This is a genomic window from Mycobacterium sp. THU-M104 (genome assembly GCF_049197365.1).
Classification (GTDB): domain Bacteria; phylum Actinomycetota; class Actinomycetes; order Mycobacteriales; family Mycobacteriaceae; genus Mycobacterium.
This window is the reverse complement of sequence record NZ_JBMIOP010000156.1, coordinates 1-18,543: the sequence shown is the minus strand read 5'-3', so window position 1 is coordinate 18,543 and position 18,543 is coordinate 1. Positions and strand designations below refer to the sequence as shown.

15 protein-coding genes are annotated in these 18,543 nt (G+C 65.1%); 14 read left to right on the top strand and 1 reads right to left on the bottom strand.

All coding sequences use genetic code 11. The annotated features are described in order from the left end of the window. The 14 genes from ACOJVU_RS13030 to ACOJVU_RS12965 all read left to right on the top strand — a co-directional run. Nucleotides 1-573 (top strand): NlpC/P60 family protein (locus ACOJVU_RS13030; protein ID WP_421530150.1); only part of this gene is annotated, 573 nt, incomplete at its 5' end. Between the two features lie 25 nt (nt 574-598). Further along, complete coding sequence (gene eccB, locus ACOJVU_RS13025; RefSeq protein ID WP_095794419.1) at nt 599-2,107, top strand: type VII secretion protein EccB; 1,509 nt, start codon at nt 599-601, stop codon at nt 2,105-2,107. A gap of 122 nt (nt 2,108-2,229) precedes the next feature. Further along, nucleotides 2,230-3,267, top strand: coding sequence for a cell division protein FtsK (locus ACOJVU_RS13020; protein WP_421530149.1), 1,038 nt, complete (start codon nt 2,230-2,232; stop codon nt 3,265-3,267). Between the two features lie 2 nt (nt 3,268-3,269). Beyond that, nucleotides 3,270-6,257, top strand: coding sequence for a type VII secretion protein EccCb (eccCb, locus tag ACOJVU_RS13015; protein ID WP_095794417.1), 2,988 nt, complete (start codon nt 3,270-3,272; stop codon nt 6,255-6,257). 132 nt (nt 6,258-6,389) lie between these two features. Then, nucleotides 6,390-6,698 (top strand): PE domain-containing protein, encoded by a 309-nt coding sequence (locus ACOJVU_RS13010; RefSeq protein ID WP_095794416.1) that lies wholly within the window; start codon nt 6,390-6,392, stop codon nt 6,696-6,698. A 33-nt stretch (nt 6,699-6,731) separates the two neighbouring features. Further along, the gene (locus tag ACOJVU_RS13005; protein WP_095794415.1) at nt 6,732-7,943 is read left to right on the top strand and encodes a PPE domain-containing protein; all 1,212 of its coding nucleotides are present in this window, start codon (nt 6,732-6,734) and stop codon (nt 7,941-7,943) included. 85 nt (nt 7,944-8,028) lie between these two features. Next, the gene (locus tag ACOJVU_RS13000) at nt 8,029-8,340 is read left to right on the top strand and encodes a hypothetical protein (RefSeq protein WP_141224779.1); all 312 of its coding nucleotides are present in this window, start codon (nt 8,029-8,031) and stop codon (nt 8,338-8,340) included. 50 nt (nt 8,341-8,390) lie between these two features. Beyond that, a complete protein-coding gene (locus tag ACOJVU_RS12995; protein WP_095794414.1) occupies nt 8,391-8,681 on the top strand; it encodes a WXG100 family type VII secretion target in 291 nt (96 codons plus the stop codon). A gap of 231 nt (nt 8,682-8,912) precedes the next feature. Next, nucleotides 8,913-9,704 (top strand): ESX secretion-associated protein EspG, encoded by a 792-nt coding sequence (locus ACOJVU_RS12990; protein ID WP_421530148.1) that lies wholly within the window; start codon nt 8,913-8,915, stop codon nt 9,702-9,704. Nucleotides 9,705-9,815: 111 nt separating this feature from the next. Beyond that, nucleotides 9,816-11,381: a MinD/ParA family ATP-binding protein gene (locus ACOJVU_RS12985; RefSeq protein ID WP_255254597.1), complete on the top strand. Its 1,566-nt coding sequence runs from the start codon at nt 9,816-9,818 to the stop codon at nt 11,379-11,381. A gap of 59 nt (nt 11,382-11,440) precedes the next feature. Then, nucleotides 11,441-12,892, top strand: coding sequence for a type VII secretion integral membrane protein EccD (eccD, locus tag ACOJVU_RS12980; protein ID WP_176471039.1), 1,452 nt, complete (start codon nt 11,441-11,443; stop codon nt 12,890-12,892). Nucleotides 12,893-12,945: 53 nt separating this feature from the next. Further along, on the top strand, nt 12,946-14,316 hold the full coding sequence (mycP, locus tag ACOJVU_RS12975; RefSeq protein WP_095794410.1) for a type VII secretion-associated serine protease mycosin: 1,371 nt from the start codon (nt 12,946-12,948) through the stop codon (nt 14,314-14,316). Further along, entirely contained in the window at nt 14,313-15,995 is a 1,683-nt protein-coding gene (eccE, locus tag ACOJVU_RS12970) for a type VII secretion protein EccE (protein WP_095794409.1), read from the top strand. Before mycP ends, eccE begins: the two co-directional genes overlap by 4 nt. Nucleotides 15,996-16,001: 6 nt before the next feature. Then, nucleotides 16,002-17,804, top strand: a complete 1,803-nt coding sequence (locus ACOJVU_RS12965) for an AAA family ATPase (protein ID WP_095794408.1) — start codon at nt 16,002-16,004, stop codon at nt 17,802-17,804. 31 nt (nt 17,805-17,835) lie between these two features. On the opposite strand, the gene ACOJVU_RS12960 is transcribed toward ACOJVU_RS12965, so the two are convergent. Further along, the gene (locus ACOJVU_RS12960; protein ID WP_255254596.1) at nt 17,836-18,180 is read right to left on the bottom strand and encodes a sigma factor-like helix-turn-helix DNA-binding protein; all 345 of its coding nucleotides are present in this window, start codon (nt 18,178-18,180) and stop codon (nt 17,836-17,838) included. Nucleotides 18,181-18,543: the final 363 nt, after the last annotated feature.

Below are 18,543 nucleotides of genomic sequence, written 5' to 3'. Positions count from 1 at the left end.
ATGATGCCGCAAATGCCGTCAGTGCCGATGGGTGGCGGCATGCCTTTGGGTGGGGCGATGCTGGCTCCGCTGAGCAGCCTGGGCAGCCTACTAGGCGGCGGGGCGGGGCTGACGTCTGCCGGCAGCACGCCGCAGGGTTTGGGTTTTGGCGATGGCATTCCTGGCAGCTTCGACGGTGGGCAGCGCGGTGACCGGATCGTGAAGGCCGCGTTGTCGCAGCTGGGTGTTCCGTATTCGTGGGGTGGCGGTACGGTGCGCGGGCCTGGGCCGGGGATCGGGGTCGATGCGGGCAAGATCGGGTTCGATTGCTCTGGGTTGGTGCGGTATGCCTACTGGCAGGGCGGCATTGAGCTACCGCGCACGACCTATGATATGGCGAATTGGGGTGTGCGGGTTCCGCCGGGGCAAGCTAAGGCCGGCGACATTTTGCTGTGCAACTGGGGTAATGGGGCCTACCAGCATGTGCAGTTGGTGATGAATGATCACCAGACGATCGAGGCACCTGATCGGGGTTTGAGCGTGCGGATTGGTCATTGGCCCTCTGGGCGCTTCGAGATCAGACGAGCTGGTTAACAAGTGGTGAAGGGGTATTAGGGAGATGGCGCGCGGCGGTTTGAATTATGCGTCACTAGAACAGGTTTCGGCGTGGCGGTTTCTTCGACATCGGGTGTCGGTGGCGATCGGGCGACGTAACGTGCGTTTGGTGCACGATCCGTCGAAGAACGCGGCGGCCTCGCTGCTGGTCGGTTTCGTGCTGGCTGTGGGGATCGTGGGGATCTGCGCGATCTTGGCGTGGATTAAACCGATCGGGCAGGTCGGTAAGTCCAAGATCGTGGAGGCCCGCGGTGGCGGCGGTTTGTATGTCGAGGTGGGTGGGGTGATGCATCCGGTGCTGAACAAGGCGTCGGCGCGGCTGATCACCGGCCAGGCCGCCGACGCGCCGTTGGTGCCGATGAGTGAAATCCTCAAATCCCCGGTGGGGCCGACTGTCGGGATTTTGGGGGCGCCGGACGATCTATCGGTGCGCACTCCCGGCGATACCGGGTGGGCGTTGTGCGACAAGCTGGGATCGCAGGGATCGCAGGTGATTCCGAAGGTGACCGTGATCGATGGGTTGGCGACGCTGGGCGACTGGGCGCACACGATCACCTCGCCGCAGGCGGCGTTGATGACCTACGGTGGTGCGACGTTTTTGGTGACTGACGGGCACCGCTCAGAGATCGATCTGGCCGATAAACCGGTCACATTGGCGCTGGGCCTGCCGGTGGGGGATCTGCATCCCTCGGCCATGTCGCGGGCGCTGTATGAGGCGCTGGCGCCCACGGCGCCGCTGCGGGTACCGGCGATCCCGGACGCGGGCGGTCCGGTCAGTTACAGCAGCCCGGGGTTGCCGGTGGTGTCGGGCAGTGTCATGCGGGTCTCTGATGTCACCGGCGATCCCCAGTTTTTCGTCGCGTTGCCGGCCGGGGTGCAGCGCATCCCGCAGACGGTGGCCACGATGATCATTAATGCCGGGGTGGTGCCGGGCGCGCAGGTGATGTCGGCGAAATCCGCGGCGCTTACGGCGATGCCGCAGGCGGTGGGGTTCGATTTGTCGGTGTATCCCTCGGCGATGGTCAAGCTGCTCGACAAGGCTGCCGAGCCGGTGACGTGCGTGATGTGGCGTAAAACCAACGGGGAACCGCAGGCTCAGGTCAGCACGATTTCGGGTCGGCGGCTACCGATTCCGGTGGGTGATGAGCATCGTGTGGTGCCTTTCATCAGCGCAGGGGTCAACACCGCTGACGAGGTGTATGTCAGTCCCTCGTCGGCGAACTACGTTCAGGTCACTGGTGTGCAACCGGATTCGGTGCGCGGGGAGAGTCTGTGGTTTATCGGCAACAACGGTACACGTTTTGGTGTGCCCACCGTCGGGTCCAATGGTGATGATCAAAGTCGGGAGGCGTTGGGGTTCAAGGGCACGTCGCCCACTCCTGCGCCGTGGGCGGTCATTAAGTGGTTGCCTGCAGGGCCTGTGCTGTCGAAGTCGGCGGCGATGACTCAGCATGACAGCTTGGTGCCCGATCCCAAAGTCGCTGCGCTGCAAGGAAAGGGAGCGGGCCAATGAGTCAAGTGGGGTTCATCCGCAAGGAAGTGGGCTCGCCGTTTGTGCCCGAGGATGCCGTGGAGGTTCCCAATCCGGCCGAGATCACGCGCCCGGCGCCGGCCAAGCCGCCGACGTGGGTGTGGGTGCTGATCTTCGTGAGCATGGCCGTGGCGTTGATGGTGAGCCTGTATCTGTCGGGTGCGCGTCAGCTCTCGGGAGGCTCCTTCTTCATTTTCCCGGTCATGCTGATGTCGATGATGATGATGCTGCGAAATCGTATGGGCAGCAACGGGAAAAAGGATCACGGCAGCGCCATCAACCAGGACCGCGCGGACTTTTTGCGCGCACTCGACGAGCAGCGGGTCAAGATTCATGCCGCCGGCCGGGCGCAAGCTGCCGAGATTTCCTACCATCATCCCGATCCGACGAATGGGTCGCTGGCCACGCTGGTGGGTACGGGCCGGATGTGGGAGCGCACCCCGGATGCCCGCAACTTCGGGCACGCCCGGTTTGGCTTGGGTGTGACTCGGTTGAAGACGAAACTTCAACCGCCGACCAAAGTCCCGCCGCCGGAGTTTCGGGAGACCGTGACCACGGTGGCTGCGCGTGATCTGCTGGTCGCGCAGAACGTGATCCACGACGTTCCCCGGCCGTTGCACTTGTTCGACCAGATGGGGTGGGCGTTTTTCGCCGACCCCGATGTGCGCCCGACGGTGCAGGGGCTGTTGCGTGCGCTGGTGTGTCAGGTGTGCGTGTTCCATGGCCCTGACGACGTTAAGGTCGCGATCATCAGCGATGACCCGGCGGCGTGGGACTGGGCGAAATGGTTACCGCACACCGGTGACGATGAGCTGGTCGACGCGTGCGGGCCGGTGCGGCTGATCTTTGCTGACGTTGCGGCGTTTATGGAGCATGTCGGGTCGTCGCTGTCGGGGCGGGGCCCGTTTCAGGCTCGCCAGGAAGGCGGAGTGAAACCGGACAGTTGGCTGCTGGTGGTGGTGGACCTTCCTGGTGCGGACTGCACGCCGATCCTGAGCGAAGAGGGCCGCATGGGTGTGTCGGTGATCGAGGCGACCGGTAACGAGCTCAGCGTCCTCGCCAACCCAAAGAACGCATTTTATGTTGCCGCCGATGAGGACAACACAATTAATCTGCTCAAAGCAGCTGGCCAGGAGGTGTAGCGATGGTTGCGGTGACGAAATCAATGCCGGCGGGTCTGCTGTTTGCCGCGGTCCCCGACATTATGCCGATTTATGAGGCTGAGGCGTTGGCCCGGGCGCTGGCGGCGTTCACTCCGACCGACGAGGCTGAATCGGTCCTGGCTAAGGCCGCTGCGGAGGCGCGCGCCGGCCAGGACTTCACCGACACGATGGGGATTTACGATTTGCGGAGTTGGAATCCAGTGCCCCGGTGGAATGATCTTGCCCCTACAGATCGGCTGCGGGCGCCCATCGGCAAGACACCCAACGGCCAATTGGTGTATCTGGACATCAAAGAGGCTGCCGAGAACGGCGCAGGCCCACATGGCTCGATGACAGGAATCACCGGTTCGGGTAAGTCCGAGCACCTCAAGTCGTGGGTCCTGGCGTTGGCCGCGACGCATTCCCCGGAACAGCTGCGGATTCTGTTGGGCGACTTCAAGGGTCAGGCCGGGCTCGGCGTGCTGGAGCATTTGCCGCACTGCGTCGGCATCGTGTCGAACTTGGAGAATTCCCGCCACAAGCTGGAGCGGTTCAAGCAGGTGTTGCGTGGGGAGGTGAACCGACGCCAGGAAGTGTTGCACGCCACAGGTTTTAAGGATGTGCGCGATTATGAGCGGGCGCGCACGGCCGGGCGTAGTGATCTGGAGCCGATTGGCGCACTGCTGTTGGTGCTCGACGAGTTCTCCGAGATGCTGTCAATCGCCCCGGAAATGGCCAAGGTGATGGACCAGGTGGGCCTGGTAGGACGCTCGTTGTGGATTCACATCATCAACGCCAGCCAGCGCATGGAGACCGGCAAGATGGAGGGAATGATTGCCCAGCAGACGTACGCGATCGGCCTGAAGCTCAAGGACGCCGGCCAATCTCGCGCGGCGATCGGGTCGACGCGGGCCTGGGAAGAACTCAAGAACGCCCCGCAAGGGTCGGCGTTTTTGGTGATCGACGGTGAGCACACCCGCTACCGCAGCTTTTATACGGGCGGACAGTACATTCCCCCGAAAATAAATGCCGCCGAACGGGATCGGGCTGAGGGGCATTATCTGCCGGTGGCACGGTTCACCAGCGCAGTGGCAGCCCTTCCGGACACCATTGGCCACGACGTCGAGCTCGAGGACGAGCTGATCGACGACACCCCCGAGGACGACGCGCCCACGGTGGCCGAGCTGATGGTGCAGCGGATGGCGGCTGCGGCCACGACGTTGCCACGTGGCCATCGGATGTGGCTGCCCGCTTTGGACGAGACGTCGGCGCTGACGATCGATGTTGTCGTCAGCGAATTTTGGAACCGACCTTGGGACGAGTTCAGCGAGGATTCGGGCTTAGTCGCCGCCTACGGCCGTGAGGACGATCCGTACGCGCATTCACAAGACGTCGTTGCCCTGCGGCTAGCCGATAGCCACGGCGGTGTCGCCGGTGCACCGCAGACCGGGAAGTCCACCGCGCTGCGCACCTTGATCATGTCGTTAGCGATGGCCAATTCCCCAGAGCGTGTTCAGTTTTACGGAATCGATTGTGGCGGTTTGAAACTGCAGAGCGTGGCCGCCCTGCCGCACGTGTGCGGCATCGCCGGTGCTGGTGATGAGGAAAAGATCCAGCGGGTGGTATCGGAGGTGGAGCGGATTTTGCGTAACCGCCAGCGCGATTGGGCGCGCTGGGTTGATCCGGGCGCACGTGATGGGCATAGCGGGTTGGATCTGTTGAGCTTTCGGGCCAACAAGTTCGGTCCCAACAAGCGCCCGGTGCCCGAGGACGGGCATGGCGATGTGTTCCTGGTCGTGGACAACATGACCGCGATCAAGACTGAGATGCTGGACCTGCACGATCGCATCCACGCGTTGACGCAGGGGGCGTTGAACTTTGGGGTCCACGTGATCTTGGGTGCTGACACCTGGATGGAGCTCAAGGCCGAAGCTAAGCTCGCAGCCAAGGTGGAGCTACGCCTGGCTGAGCATTCAGACTCCAGGATGGACCGGGCGGCGGCCAAAAACGTGCCCGATCATCAAAAGGGTCGCGGCTTGGTGAAATCCGGCAACGAAATGCTGGTCGCGGTGCCGTATGTGGCTCAGTTTGCTGAGATGGACACCGAGGTCGCGGCCACTAATGCCACTGCCGAGTTGGTGGCGCAGAAGTGGCTGGCGCGCGGGTTCGGTCGTGCCCCGCAGTTGCAGCAGTTGCCTGCCGACATCGCGTTCGCCGATCTTGACCCGCTGCCGGCGACTGCGCCGCGCCACGGGCTGCGCATCGGGATCGGGGAACGCGAAATGTCCACGGCGTGGCTGGATTTGGACCTCAATCCGCATGCGTACTGCGCGGGCACCAGCAAATCGGGGCGCACAGTGTTTTTGCGGACAGTGTGCGCGGCAATCATGGAGACCTACACCCCGCAGGAAGCCCAGGTCATCATGTTCGACCCGGAATTTTCGATTGGGGATGCGCTGAGCAAGGAGTACCGCACGGTGTGGGTGTCCGAGCACCAGAAAATCCACCAGGCGGCCGAGCAGATCGCGCAGCGCCTCGAGGGGCGCCGTCCGCCAGACAATCTCGAACCCGAGGAGCTGCGCGACTGGAATCCGCAGCGGCCCAAGTGGTTCATCATCGTTGATGACCTGACGTTGCTGAGCCCGGCGGGGGCGACAACAACTCTGCTGCAGCCGTTGGTGCCTGCCGCGGAGACGGCCCGCAACCTGGATCTGCACATCATTGCCGCGCTGGCATCCGATGACTGGTATGCCCGCGGCGGGGCCAACAAGTTGATTGCGGCGATGACACGGGGCGGGGCGTCAGTGGTGGTCCTCGACGGGGACACAAAAAACGTCATCATTGACAAAGTCCGGCCAGCCAGCCGCATCCCTGGCCGCGCAGAACTGTATCTGCGTAAAGGCGGCGGCCAGCTCATTCAGATTGCGCAACCACCTGACTTGCGGGCCGCGACATTGTCTGTCAGCGGCAGCGGTGTCGAGCAGGGATAATTGTGGAGGACACAACACTGCATGATCGGTGAACAAGGAGACGTTTACGTGTTCCATTATCTGCTTCGCTGTGTATAGACTAGCGGCGGGCAGTTCCAGCGGTTCGATCCACACGGTGAGGAGTTAACGGAAATGGGTGATTTCATCTTTATGGAGCCCGAGGCGGTTGTGGGCGCGTCGGGCAGCGCGGCTGCGCTGGCCGGCGAGGTCGCCGCGCATGGCGGTCAGGCTGCTGCGTCATCGGCGGTGGTGCCTCCGGGCCTAGAAGAGATCAGCGCGGCCAATGCCGCCAAGGTCATGCAGGTGGCCACGGAGGCCTCAGCGGTGATCGAGGCGGGCGCGGCGTTTCACGCCGAGCACGGATTGGCGGTGGGCACCTCGGCGGCCCTGACCACGCTGGCCGACGCGGTCAATTACGCGGCTATCGCCGACATCGTCTAAGTCGGGTGTTCGCGGGGGTTTAAGGGTCAGGCAATGACAGCTCCAGGAGCGTGGGCGGCGGATCCACCAGAGATCAACAGTGCGGGCTTTTGGCTGGGTCCTGGCGGTGAGTCGTTTATGGCGGCTGCCGAGAACCTGATCATGGTTGCCTCTGGGCTGATCGCCAATCTCGGTGGGCAGGAGGCGATTAACGCCGCGTTGGCGATGTCGTGGCCTGACCCCACCGGCGAGTTGGCGGTGCTGGCAAAGGTTCCGCTGATGCTGTGGCAGGCGGCCGCCGCCGCCCACATGTCGGCATCGGGGAGCGCCATCCAGCAGGTGGCGATGGCGTTCGAGGCGCTCAAGGCGGCCACGCCGACACCGGTCGAGATCGGCGAAAACCAGATTGAGCATGGGGTGCTGCAAGCCAACAACTTTTTGGGCATGTTGACCCCGGCTATCGCTGTGAACCGGGCGAACTACGGCCGGATGTGGGTAACGGCGGCGTCGAACAAGTACGAATACGCCGCGTCCTCGGCGCCGGTCCAGGCGATCCCGCCGATGCCCGAGCCGCCGCCGGCCGGTACCCCCGGCGGTGCGACTCCATCGATGTCGGCGCCACCGGAGAAGTCGGCTCAGGATCTGCTCAGTGGCGGTGGTTCGGACGCGATGAGCATGTTCATGGGGCCGCTGTCGCAGGTCGGGGGGATGGCTGGACAACTGGGCGGCGGCGGGCAGTTGGCGTCGCTGCCGCAGCAGGCGTTCCAGCCGTTCATGTCGATGCTCAGCGGCGGGGGCCTGGGCAGCAGCCTGAACCCGTCGTCGGAGGCGATGTCGGCGGCCTCGGCCGCTGACTGGCTTTCGGCAACCCCGGCGGCAGGAGGGCCGGTGGCGGCCAACCTGGTCAGCAGCGGCGGTGGCGGCGGTGTGGGCGCCCTGGGGGCGTTACGCGGGCCGGCGGGTTTTGCCGCCGCACCGACGGTGAACGCGTCGGCGGCCAATCCCGAGGGCACGCTGTCGCGGGTCAACGAGGCCCGCGCGGCATCGGGGGCTCCGGTGAGCAGCGCGGGTATGGGCAGCAGCGGAGCCATGATGGGTCCGATGAGCCATGCCGGCGGCGAACACGGCAAGGAGCAGTCCAAACGCAAGACACCGTTGACGTCGTTGGCGGCGCTGTATCGGGCTCCGACGACGGTTCCGGTCATTACCGGTAGTGGGGGTGCGGTCTTCCGACCGGGGGAGGGGGTTGACACACGCACGACCTGACAGCGGCGCTCACGCTTAGGCGGGACTCCCGCACACGTGATCTACCGACAACCAAACGTACACACTTACTCGAAAGGACATGCCCATGAGCGGCACACCCATTCACGGTGATCTGGAAGGTATCGGCCGCGATGCCGGTAGCCTGCAGGAGATCTCCGACCAGCAGGCAGCGATCATGCACTCCCTCGGCAGCACGCTGGAGGCCCTGGCCCCGGCGATGCGGGGCAGCGCAGGCCAGGCGATGCAAGTGGTGGGCGAGCAGCTGATCCATCAAGGCCAGCAGTTCTCCACCGCGTTTGCTGATCACTCGCAGAAGATGAGCAACAACGCTCACATCCTGTCTACGGCCGACTCGGACGGCGCTTCGCTGATCAGCGGCGTCGCCAACCTGATCTAGGCGACGTCGCCGCAGACCAGACCAGTCACATCCTCTGAAAGGACATTGCTATGTCAGTAATTCACTACGCGACCGCGGCCATCGCGGATGCCTCGGCGCAGATCCACACCGCTGCGGGTCAGACCGAGCAGAATCATCAGCGGTCTTTGGCAACGGTGCAGGCCAACGCCGAGAACTTCGGTGGCCAAGGCTCCGAGGCGTTCCAGCACGTCATTGCGACCCTGAACCAGAAGTACGCGCAGAGCCAGGAGACGATCCAGCGCGCCGCGCAGGTTCTGGCGCAGGCCAACGACGGCATGACCCACGCCGACGGTCAGTCCGCTGGCCAGTACGGGGTCTAAGCGGGCAACTGGCCGAAAGTCACGTCGCGGCCCGGCGACGAGCTGGATACGCCCCCCTTGTGGGTCACTTCGGCTCAACGCCGGGCCGCTGCGTGAGGACAGCCCGATTTCCCAAGCAACGAAGGCTCAATCATGACCCGACCACCGTCGTTTCTTAAGCGCCCGCCGCCGAAAACCCCCGGTCCACGTCCGATCACCGCGATCGACACGACCTGCGAGGGTGTGTGGCTGATGCAGGCCCTGTGTGGGATTGAACAGCTGCCCTCTGCGCTGCTGTTGCGGCCCTATGTGTCGGCTAGCGGCCGCCCGACGGGCCATCCGGGGATCGCGATCCTGCAGGAGGCGGGCGCGATCATGGATGACGAGACGGTGCACCCGACAGTGGCCCGCTGGTTAGAGACCCTGTCGGCCCCGGACATTGCGTTGACCGTCGATGTGAAGCGGCCCGGTGTGGAGTTCATGCGGATGGTGATCGCGCGACGTGACGCTAGACATGCGGCGATCTCGCGTGGCGGTGCGGGCAGCGCCGACAACATCACCATCGAAGAGGTGGGGGCGGTTCCGTCGTTACGTGTGCTGTTCGAGCGGATCATGGTGCTGTGCGACCGTGGGCGTGGGCCGGTGGAACCGGCATCGCTGTCGCCGATCACGGTGCCTACCGCTGACCTGGTCGACGGGTTCGCCCGCATTGTGGCCGGCGACCATACGCCGGCATCGGCGCTGTCGTCACTGAACCTGACCTCCGAGCAGCGCCGCATTGTGACGTTGGCTGCCGATCAGCCACTGATGGAAGTTGCTTTCGCGCTGATGGTGCACGACAGGCGGGGTGATCATGTGGCGGTCGCCTCGGCGGCAGTGACCGACACCGTCGAGGGCCGCATCGTGACGGGTCCGATCCTGGGGGAGGACGGGACATGGTGGACTCAGATCGTGCCGGGGACCTCTGATGCGGGCGGTGCTGCGCTGCGTGCGCTGGTCGCGACGGTGGGCACGACATGGGAAAACCACTCCCGCTACAAATAAAGCAATCTATCTGTTTACGGGCTGCTTTTTTTGATGCGGATGTGTTATTTTGGGTGCTATTGAGATGGGGGTGTCAGGGACGAGTCCTTGACACGACGCTTGGGAGAGCCAGTGACCAACAGCAATGACCGCCAGGACTTCTACGGGCAGCGCGTCGGCGACGAGCAGCCGCAGGAGTCGAGCGGCGAACCGGCCGGTGAAGTGCCCGCTGCGAGCACGCCAGCCTCCGAGCCCGCCCCAGCTGCGCTGGACCCTGACGGCCACACCCAAATCGTCGACCGCGACGACATACGGCGCAAGCTCGCCGCCGCCCGGCGCCTACAGGATGCTGCGCAGGGCGAGGCTATGCCGGCGCAAAGCCCACCCGGGTTCGACAGTGACGAGCGGGTCGCGGGGACTGCGCCGCCGCCCGGGCGCACACCATCTGGGCCGCCGCGACCGCAGTACCGCAACGCACCTGGTCCTGATGGCCTCTACGGCGGTCCGCCCCAAGCGATGTCGCGGCCGCCGGCTCGGCCGCCGGAACCGTCGGGTGCACCCAGCTACGGCGGATGGCCGCCTGCAGGCGCGCCCGGGCGTCATGGCTCACACCGGCTCGAGGACGACCCTTACGCCTCGGTGGGGCCGATGCGCGCGCAAATCCACGAGAGCCAGGTGTCGGCACCGTATAAGCCGGTGCCCGAAACGGGCTGGCGCCACGGCCTGTACAAGGTCACCCGGATTAACTTGGGATTGTCGGCCAGCGAGACGCATTGGAACGATCTTCGTCGGCGGCTGAAAGTCAACCTGCGCGGCACGTATGTGATCGCGGTGATGCAGTCCAAAGGCGGGGTGAACAAGACCACCACCGCCGCCTTGATCGGTGCCGCACTGGCTAAGTACCGGGATGAGAAGATCGTCGCGATCGACGCCAACCCGGCGCGCGGGAACCTGAGTCGGCGGGTCGACGAGCCATCGACCATGTCGTGGCGCGGACTCAACGCTGATCAAAACTTGCGCAGCTACTCCGATTTCCGCGAATACCTCGGGAAAGATTCGACGTCTGGCCTCGAGGTGTTGGGCAGCGACCTGGGCCGCCAACGCATGACCGGAATGGACCTGCGGAAGTCCTGGGCGATTCTGCAGCGCTATTACCCGATCGCCATTGTGGACTGCGGGAACGAACTCGATGACGACATCGCCCGCGCACTGCTGGAGGACATTCCCGTGGACGCGATCGTGGTGCCGTCGACTACGCGCCTCGACGGCGCTCAAGCGGCGGCTGACACGTTGAATTGGCTGATGGACAGAGGCTACCCGCATCTGGTGCACGAGGCCGTGGTGGTGGTCAGCAACATCAACAAGATCAATGCAAGTGCTCAGGTCAAGCAATTGCACGCAGACTTTGAGCGCACGGTGCGATCGGTGCACGATGTGGGTTTCGATCCGCACCTCAGCGACGCTGTGGCCATCGAATACACCCGGCTGCAGCCTGAGACCTGGCTGCGCTACATCGAGGCGGCGGCCTCGCTGGCCGATGGGTTCGCCCGCGCCAACGACCGTAGTCCAAGGCCAGCGGGTGGTGCACCGCATGACCCTCCGACCCAGCGCCAGCCGTGGGGGCGCCTCGGCGGCCATGAGGGGGGCCAGTGGCCCGACGCCGGCCTGAACGCCGGGCCGTGGGGTCAGCGGCAGTGAGCACGGTATCGGAGCGCACCGGAACACGCTCAGCGGCACATGTTCGGCTCCGGGAGCAAGTGAAGGTCGCGGTCCTGTTCGAGGGCCGCCAAACCGACCTGGTGCTGCCGGCCACCGAAGTCGTGGCCACAGTGATCACCCAAGTTCTCACCCATGTCAGCAAGGCAGGGGAGGAACCGCGCGGCCCCGACGATGACGGTCTTATCCGACCGGGCATGCTGGTGCTCAAGCGGGTCGGTGGGGCGGCGTTGAACCGTGGCCAATCGTTACGCGAGCAAGGCATCACCGACGGTGCTCTGTTGATGTTGGAGGTCGACGACGCCGAGGTGTCGTTCACCGAAGTGGTGGAGAACGCGTCGTCAGCGATCGCGCATCTGAATGCGCAACGCTTCAAGGCGGTCACCGAGCAGACAGCTGTCACGGTGGCCGCTGTGACCGCCGCGGCCGCGGCAGCATTGATGGCGGGGCTGTTGATGTGGGTGTGGCACCTCGACCACCTCGCCGGGATCAACTGGCCGCTGATCACGCCGATCACCTGCGGTGCGATGGCGGTGGTGCTGCTGTTCGGCGGTGTGGCCGCATGGTGGCGCCAGCACATGACGGTCATTGCCAGCGGACTGTGGGCCGGGGCGCTAATGGCCGTCGGCGTCGCCGGCTACACCGCCGTTCCCGGGCAGGTCGGCCCGTGGCATGTGCTCCTGGCGGCGTCGCTGACTGCCGCGGTGGCAGTAGCGCTGTGGGCGCTGGGCCCGGCGCCGGCAGCGGCGCTGGCCTGGCTGACCGCGGTCAGTATCGGCACCGGACTGATCGCGCTCGTTCACGCCCTCGGCGTCGCCATGCCCTATCTGTGGGTGGCGACCATGGTCGTCGCGCTGGTGCTGTTGAAGAAAGTCGAGCCACTGTCGGGGTTGCTGGCGCGGGTACCGATGCCCAGTTTCCCCACCATCACCGGCAAGCTGGTCTTCGACGACGCCGAAGACATCGCCGCCGAAGCGTTGGTGGCCGCAGAAACCGAAGGCACGCCCAGCGTCGATGAGCTGCGGCGGGCCGCGGCCGCGGCCAACGGCTACTTGCAGGCCCTCGTTGCGGCGGTGTCGCCGTTTTTCATCCTGGGCGCGGCCGGGGCGGTGACTCCCGGCCACGGTCGCTGGGTGTTGGCCACCGCATTCGTGCTGGGCATCGCCGCGATTCTGGTGCTGGGCGGGCGCGCGCTGACTGACCGAGCGGCCGCAGTGACCGTGGTGGGCACCGCACTGGCCATGAGTGCAGCGCTGGGCCTCAAATACGCTCTGTCGAGCCATGATCGGTCAATTAGCCTGATCGTGGCGGGCCTGATCGTGGCTTTGGGACTGGCGGCGTTGGTGATCGCCGCGGTCGTTCCCCGACGCGTGTTCTCTGCGCCGTTCCGCAAAATCGTGGAGTGGACCGAATACGCGCTGCAGGTTGCGGTGTTCCCGGTGGCGCTGTGGCTGCTCAATGTGTACGTCCTGGCGCGGGCGGCACTGCAGTGACGCGCCGATGGGCGCGCCGAGGGCTCTCGGCGGTCAGCGTCAGCGTTTTGGTGATGCTGACCCCACTGGGTGCGGGCACGGCCGGGGCGATCTCACAGCCGGTGATCGATCCGGGGGCTGTCCCCAACCCCTTGCCGCTGGGTCCAGGAGAGCCGCTGCGCCAGGAGCATCAATGCATCCCATCGGGGCTGCTGCCCAATACCGACCTGGGCGCACCGAGCGCATCGCAAGCGTTCATGGATATTCCGGCGCTGTGGCGCTCAGCGGGCCGCGGGGCGGGCCAGAGCATCGTGATGGTGGACACCGGGGTCAACGTCTCGCCGCGGTTGCCGCACATCCACCCGGGTGGCGATTACGTGGTCGAGTCGGCAAATGGGTTGCAGGACTGCGACTCTCACGGAACAGTTATTGCATCCGTGTTGGGGGCTCAGCCGTCGCAGACCGATGGGCTGGTCGGTGTCGTACCCGATGCGGACATTATTTCGATCAGGCAGTCCTCTGAGGCGTGGGTGCCGGCCAATCCGACATCGGCCGACGTCGAAACCGATCGCCGGGCCGGCACGGTTGCCTCGTTGGCCAAAGCGATTGTGCTGGGCGCCAACACCGGCGCCAAAGTGATGAACATTTCTATCGTGAGCTGCATCCCGGTTCTCAAGCCGGTTGACCAGACGACGCTGGGCGCAGCGGTCAGGTACGCAGCGGTGGACAAGGATGTTGTCATCGTGGCCGCAGGCGGCAACCTCGCCAACGCAGGGTGCGCGCAAAATCCCGACATCGACGCCACCAACGCCAAGGACCCCCGCAACTGGGGCGGTGTGGTCACCATCTCGACCCCGGCATGGTTTTCCCAGTACGTGTTGTCGGTCAGCGCCAGCGACGGTACTGGTCAACCCGCTGTCGATGAACAGCACCGGGAAATCTCTTTGTCTGGGCCGTGGATCGGTGTGGCCGCACCCGGGGTGTTCATCGAGGGCCTCGACGACAAAGGCGGGGTCATCAACGCCACGTTCGATGCGACCGCCGGGCAGCTGCGCGCCATCAACGGGACGTCGTTTGCAGCCCCATATGTTTCGGGTGTGGCGGCGCTGATCCGGGCGAAGTATCCGAAACTTACTGCGGCCCAGGTGATTCACCGGATCGAGGCGACCGCGCACTCGCCGGCGGCCTCACCGGTGGACGGCTCGGTGGTCGACAACCGGATGGGTTACGGCGCCATTGATGGGCTTGCCGCGCTCAACGATGACGTGCCGCTGGGCCCGGCCGTGCCCACGGAATATCTATCCCGGCCGCTGCACCCGCCGCCGCCTCCACCACCACCGGATCACCGCCCCATGATCGTGGCGCTGGCCGGCACGGGTATCGCGGTGGCGCTGCTGGGCGCACTGTTCTTCATTTCCCGCGTCACCCGCGAGCGGCGATCATGACGCACCGGGTGGCGTTGAGTGATCCGGCCACGGCGGGCGCTGAGGAGCCGGGCACGCCGGGGGATCGGTTAGCGCGATGGCAGCTGCGGTGGCCGCTGCGTCGGGCGATCATCGCCGAGGTGGCCGCAGTGGCGGTGGCGGTTCCGCTGGCTGGGCTGGCGCCGTGGTGGGCGCTGGCGCTGGTCGCGGTCGTGGTGATCCTGTCGGTGGGGGTGACCTATCGGTCAGCGACCGCGTTGAGCTGGTTGGGTCGCCTGTGGCGGCTGCGCCGGGCCGCTGCCAGTGCCAAGCGGCGGCGTGCCCGCGCGACCCCGCCCGCTCTTTGTGAGGCAGAACTGCCTGGGGTGGGGCCATGCGGGCTGGCCTGGGACGGTCAATTCGCGATCACCATGATCGCGCTGCACGGCCGCCCATACGCGACGACCGTCCTGGTGTCAGAAGGTGCCGAATCGATCGACATGGTTCCGCTGAAGGTGTGCGGTGAGTTGCTTGAGCAGTTCGGCGGGCTCGAACTGCACTCGGTCGACGTGCTCAGCGACGGCACCCGCACGGCCCCTGATGGCCGGTTCACCCCTCGCTATGAGGAAATGGCCGCCGATCGGTCTGCTGTCGGGGTGCGCCGGACTTGGCTGGTGCTGCGGCTGCGGCCCACCGCATGCCTGGACGCGATGCTGTATCGCAGCAGTGTCGGTGAGGCGATCGCTGCGGCTACCGAGCGGATTCGGCAGGCCACAGTGCGCGCCGGGTGCCGTGCTGTGGCCTGCAGCACCGAGCAGATCACGGCCGCAACGAGCGCGCTGTTGGGCGGCTACGAGCTCGACGCCTATCAGGAGCGGTGGACCGACCTGCGCGTCGGCGACGACTACGTCACGCCCTACCGGGTGTCGGGGACCGATCTGAATACCCGCGTGCTCAACGACGTGTGGACCATCCGGGCCAGTAAAGCCGTTGTGTTGGTTCGCATTACGCGTGACGACGAGACCGGAGAGCTGATGGCCGGTGCCTTGGTGCGGGTGCACACCAGCGCACCGCTGACCCACCCGCCGGTGTCGACGCTGCAGAGCGTTCCCGGGCAGGCCTTCGAGGCGTTGACTGCCACACTGCCGCTGGGGGACCGCTCGGTCAGTCTGGCGCTGTCGGCGCGCCCGCTGGGGCGCGCCCCGTTGGCTGTTCAGGTCGGCCCCACCGGGTTTTTGCACGGCATGGCTGAGCTGTCCGGGGTTCCGTTCCTGCTGTCGTGGACCGACCCGCTTAAATTCCTGCGGATCGGTATCGCCGCGGACCTCGACGTCGTCGAGGCGCTGGTGCTGCGCGCCACTTCGGCGGGGGCGACCGCCGAGATCCATACGGTCAGACCAGCACAGTGGCAACCAATCTGCGATGAGATCCGCATCAACATGGCGCGCAGACAAGAGCGCTCCAAGACGGCCACGCTGATCGTGGCCGACGGTCCTGAACCACAGCAGGTGCTGCGGGAAAGCGGTGAACGAGGCCACGCCCTGGTCACGGTGATGCCCGCCGGCGAACCGCTGCCCGAGGACGTCGACATCCGTATCCGCCAAATTGGTCCCAACCGGATCACCGTCGAGACCCCGGGCCGGCCACGGCCGGTGAATCTTGGAATCATGCGCCCGCGCAACGAAGCCCACACCCTCGCCCACCTACGCCACAGGAGCTAACCCGAGATGAGTTCGCGTAGCACCGAAGCCCTGCGCGCCGGCATGAAAACCCTGCGCAGCAACCCTCGGCGCGCGCTGGAAGTGTTCAAGCTGGCCACCGATGACGACCCCGGTATGGCTGATGCCTGGCTAGGACGCATGGCTGCCGGGGACCGCTCGGCCGGTACGGTGGCTCGGCTGGCCGCGGCGCGGGATCGGCTCGGCTCAGACCTGCGGATCGCAGGCTCAGGAACGACCCTGGCCGACCTCGACGTCACTTTCGATGTCGAATACCTGCGGTGGCGCATCCAAGATTCCACCACCGCAGAGCTGGCCTATATCGCCGCGCTGCTGGCTGACCAGAAATTCGCCGAAGCCCACACTCGCCTGGCCGCGCTGGGGACTGACCCCAAAGTCCAATTCACTCGCGCAGTGCTGATGCAGATGACCGAACGCTGGCCCGATGTCCTAGCCGCCGTGGCCGGCCGCGAAGCCTGGTTCGCCGACACCATGCTCAGCCAGGCCAGCGCACTGCTGGAAGCCAAAGCCGCGGCACACCTGGGGATGTGGGAGCGCGCCTCAAACGCTGTGGAGACCGCCAGCGACTCACCCTACGGACCTGACCCCATCGCCCGTGATGCGCTATTCCTCAAGGCGCTTATTGCACGCGCCCAAGGCCAGGACGACACCGCACGCCAAGTCTTGGGGGACGTAGCGATGCGCTGGCCCGACTTCGAGCTCGCCCGAACAGCGTTGGCCGACACAACATTTGGGATACGGGTCGTCGACCACGCCACCATCGACACCCGCGAGGACCCGTGGGACCCGGCTACCGGGCGCACCCCGGAGCAACGCCAAGACGACCAGCACACCGACGACGCCCGCAAAGACTTGGCCGACGCCGAGCAGACCCTGAAAGCGATGATCGGCCTCGACGAAGTCAAGCAACAGGTCCGCTCGCTCAAGGCGTCCACGGCGGCGCGAATACTGCGTTCCCGCAAAGGGTTTCCCACCCCAGCGGTAACCAATCATCTACTGATGATCGGGCCGCCTGGCGTCGGGAAGACAGAAGTGGCCCGAGTGGTAGCGAAAACTTTTTGCGGGCTGGGGATTCTACCCAAACGGGACGTTTTCGAAACCAGCAAGGAAATCCTGGCGGGCCAGTACGTCGGAAGCGTCGAAACCCAAACCCGCGAGTTCCTCGCCCAAGCTATCGGCGCGACAGTGTTTTTCGACGAATTCGGTGAACTGCTGCACGGCGGGTACGCCGGGGGCGACCCCATTGGCCAAGGCATCATCGGAGCCATTGTCCCGTGGATGGAAAACAACAGGGACAAGGCTGTTTTCATTGCTGCCGGCTATCCGGCCGCCTGCCGCAAGGTCATCGAATCCAACGGCGGCTTGCAAGGCCGGTTCGCCACGACAATCGCATTCGAGTCTTACCCGCCCGACAAGCTCATCGAGATCGCCCACGCAATCGTCAAGCGCAGCAGCAACATCGTTGAGCCGGGCGCGTTCGAAAGCGTCCTGCTCGAACCGTTCACGAGGTTCTACAACGAAGTCACGCAATCACCGGACGGAGACACCGTCCGCACCATCGATGACCTCAACAATGGGCGGTATGTGCGCAACATCATCGAAAAGGCGCAAGCGGCACGCGATCTGCGGGTAATGGATGGCCACGGCCTTGACGACTTCGACCTTAGCGACCACACGTTCGGTGAATCGATACCCGCCAACGACCTACTGCTCCTGACCCGCGACGACGTGTGGAACGGGCTACAGGACGCCACGCCACCCAGATTCCGTAAGCGGTTGAACACCCGTTAGTTTCAACCACGCTCGCGAAGTCGCGGACGGGCTAAAGCGCGCGAAAGCCCTTGCGCCAAGACCAGTTCTCGAAGCGGGTCACGCGATCACGAGTCGCACTACGGGCCGCTTGATCGAGGCCGCTGAAGCCATCGAAGATGCCTGGTCTTGCGACAACGATCCGCCGTATCTGACTTATCACCTGCCGGACTCGTTCACGTGAAATGCCTTCACGGCGAGCGATCTGATCGAACGTGTAACCCTCTAGCCGCGCGAGCAGAACCCTATACGCTCGGGCGGCGGACCGAGGGTCCTTCAGCTCCTTGGCGAGCGCATCGGCGATGGCGAACAAGAGCCGGCCGGCGGCGATCGAGTCGGTGGCCCGCTCGAGGTCCACATCGGAGCCTGCGTGTCCTTCCACGAACCGGCCCACCCAGTCGCACGTGATCTCCGCGGGTCTGCGATTCATCGTTTCGGTGGGCGCACGTCGAACAAGGTGAGTTGCACGGGCTTTCGCGGTGCGCGCGCGGTACGCGCTGTGCGGCGGGCCTCTGCGTGGGCGACCGCGTCGATGGCGGCTTGGGCGATTGTCGCGTACGTGGGGCAATGCTCGCTGTCGGCCGCGGTGAGGGCGTCACGTAGCGAGGATGGAACCATGGGCCAGTGGACCTGACACATGAACGTCGTATCGGTGGTCTTGCAGCCCTTGGCTTGACAGCGCGTGGTAGTCATCGGTGAGCCTGTGTTTAGAGCCCGATGC

What these genes read in the sequence shown, in the direction of transcription:
- eccB (WP_095794419.1), top strand. Translation starts at nt 599, where the DNA reads ATGGCGCGCGGCGGTTTGAATTATGCGTCACTAGAACAGGTTTCGGCG.
- eccCb (WP_095794417.1), top strand. Translation starts at nt 3,270, where the DNA reads ATGGTTGCGGTGACGAAATCAATGCCGGCGGGTCTGCTGTTTGCCGCG.
- ACOJVU_RS13010 (WP_095794416.1), top strand. Translation starts at nt 6,390, where the DNA reads ATGGGTGATTTCATCTTTATGGAGCCCGAGGCGGTTGTGGGCGCGTCG.
- ACOJVU_RS13005 (WP_095794415.1), top strand. Translation starts at nt 6,732, where the DNA reads ATGACAGCTCCAGGAGCGTGGGCGGCGGATCCACCAGAGATCAACAGT.
- ACOJVU_RS13000 (WP_141224779.1), top strand. Translation starts at nt 8,029, where the DNA reads ATGAGCGGCACACCCATTCACGGTGATCTGGAAGGTATCGGCCGCGAT.
- ACOJVU_RS12995 (WP_095794414.1), top strand. Translation starts at nt 8,391, where the DNA reads ATGTCAGTAATTCACTACGCGACCGCGGCCATCGCGGATGCCTCGGCG.
- ACOJVU_RS12990 (WP_421530148.1), top strand. Translation starts at nt 8,913, where the DNA reads ATGCAGGCCCTGTGTGGGATTGAACAGCTGCCCTCTGCGCTGCTGTTG.
- mycP (WP_095794410.1), top strand. Translation starts at nt 12,946, where the DNA reads ATGCTGACCCCACTGGGTGCGGGCACGGCCGGGGCGATCTCACAGCCG.
- eccE (WP_095794409.1), top strand. Translation starts at nt 14,313, where the DNA reads ATGACGCACCGGGTGGCGTTGAGTGATCCGGCCACGGCGGGCGCTGAG.
- ACOJVU_RS12965 (WP_095794408.1), top strand. Translation starts at nt 16,002, where the DNA reads ATGAGTTCGCGTAGCACCGAAGCCCTGCGCGCCGGCATGAAAACCCTG.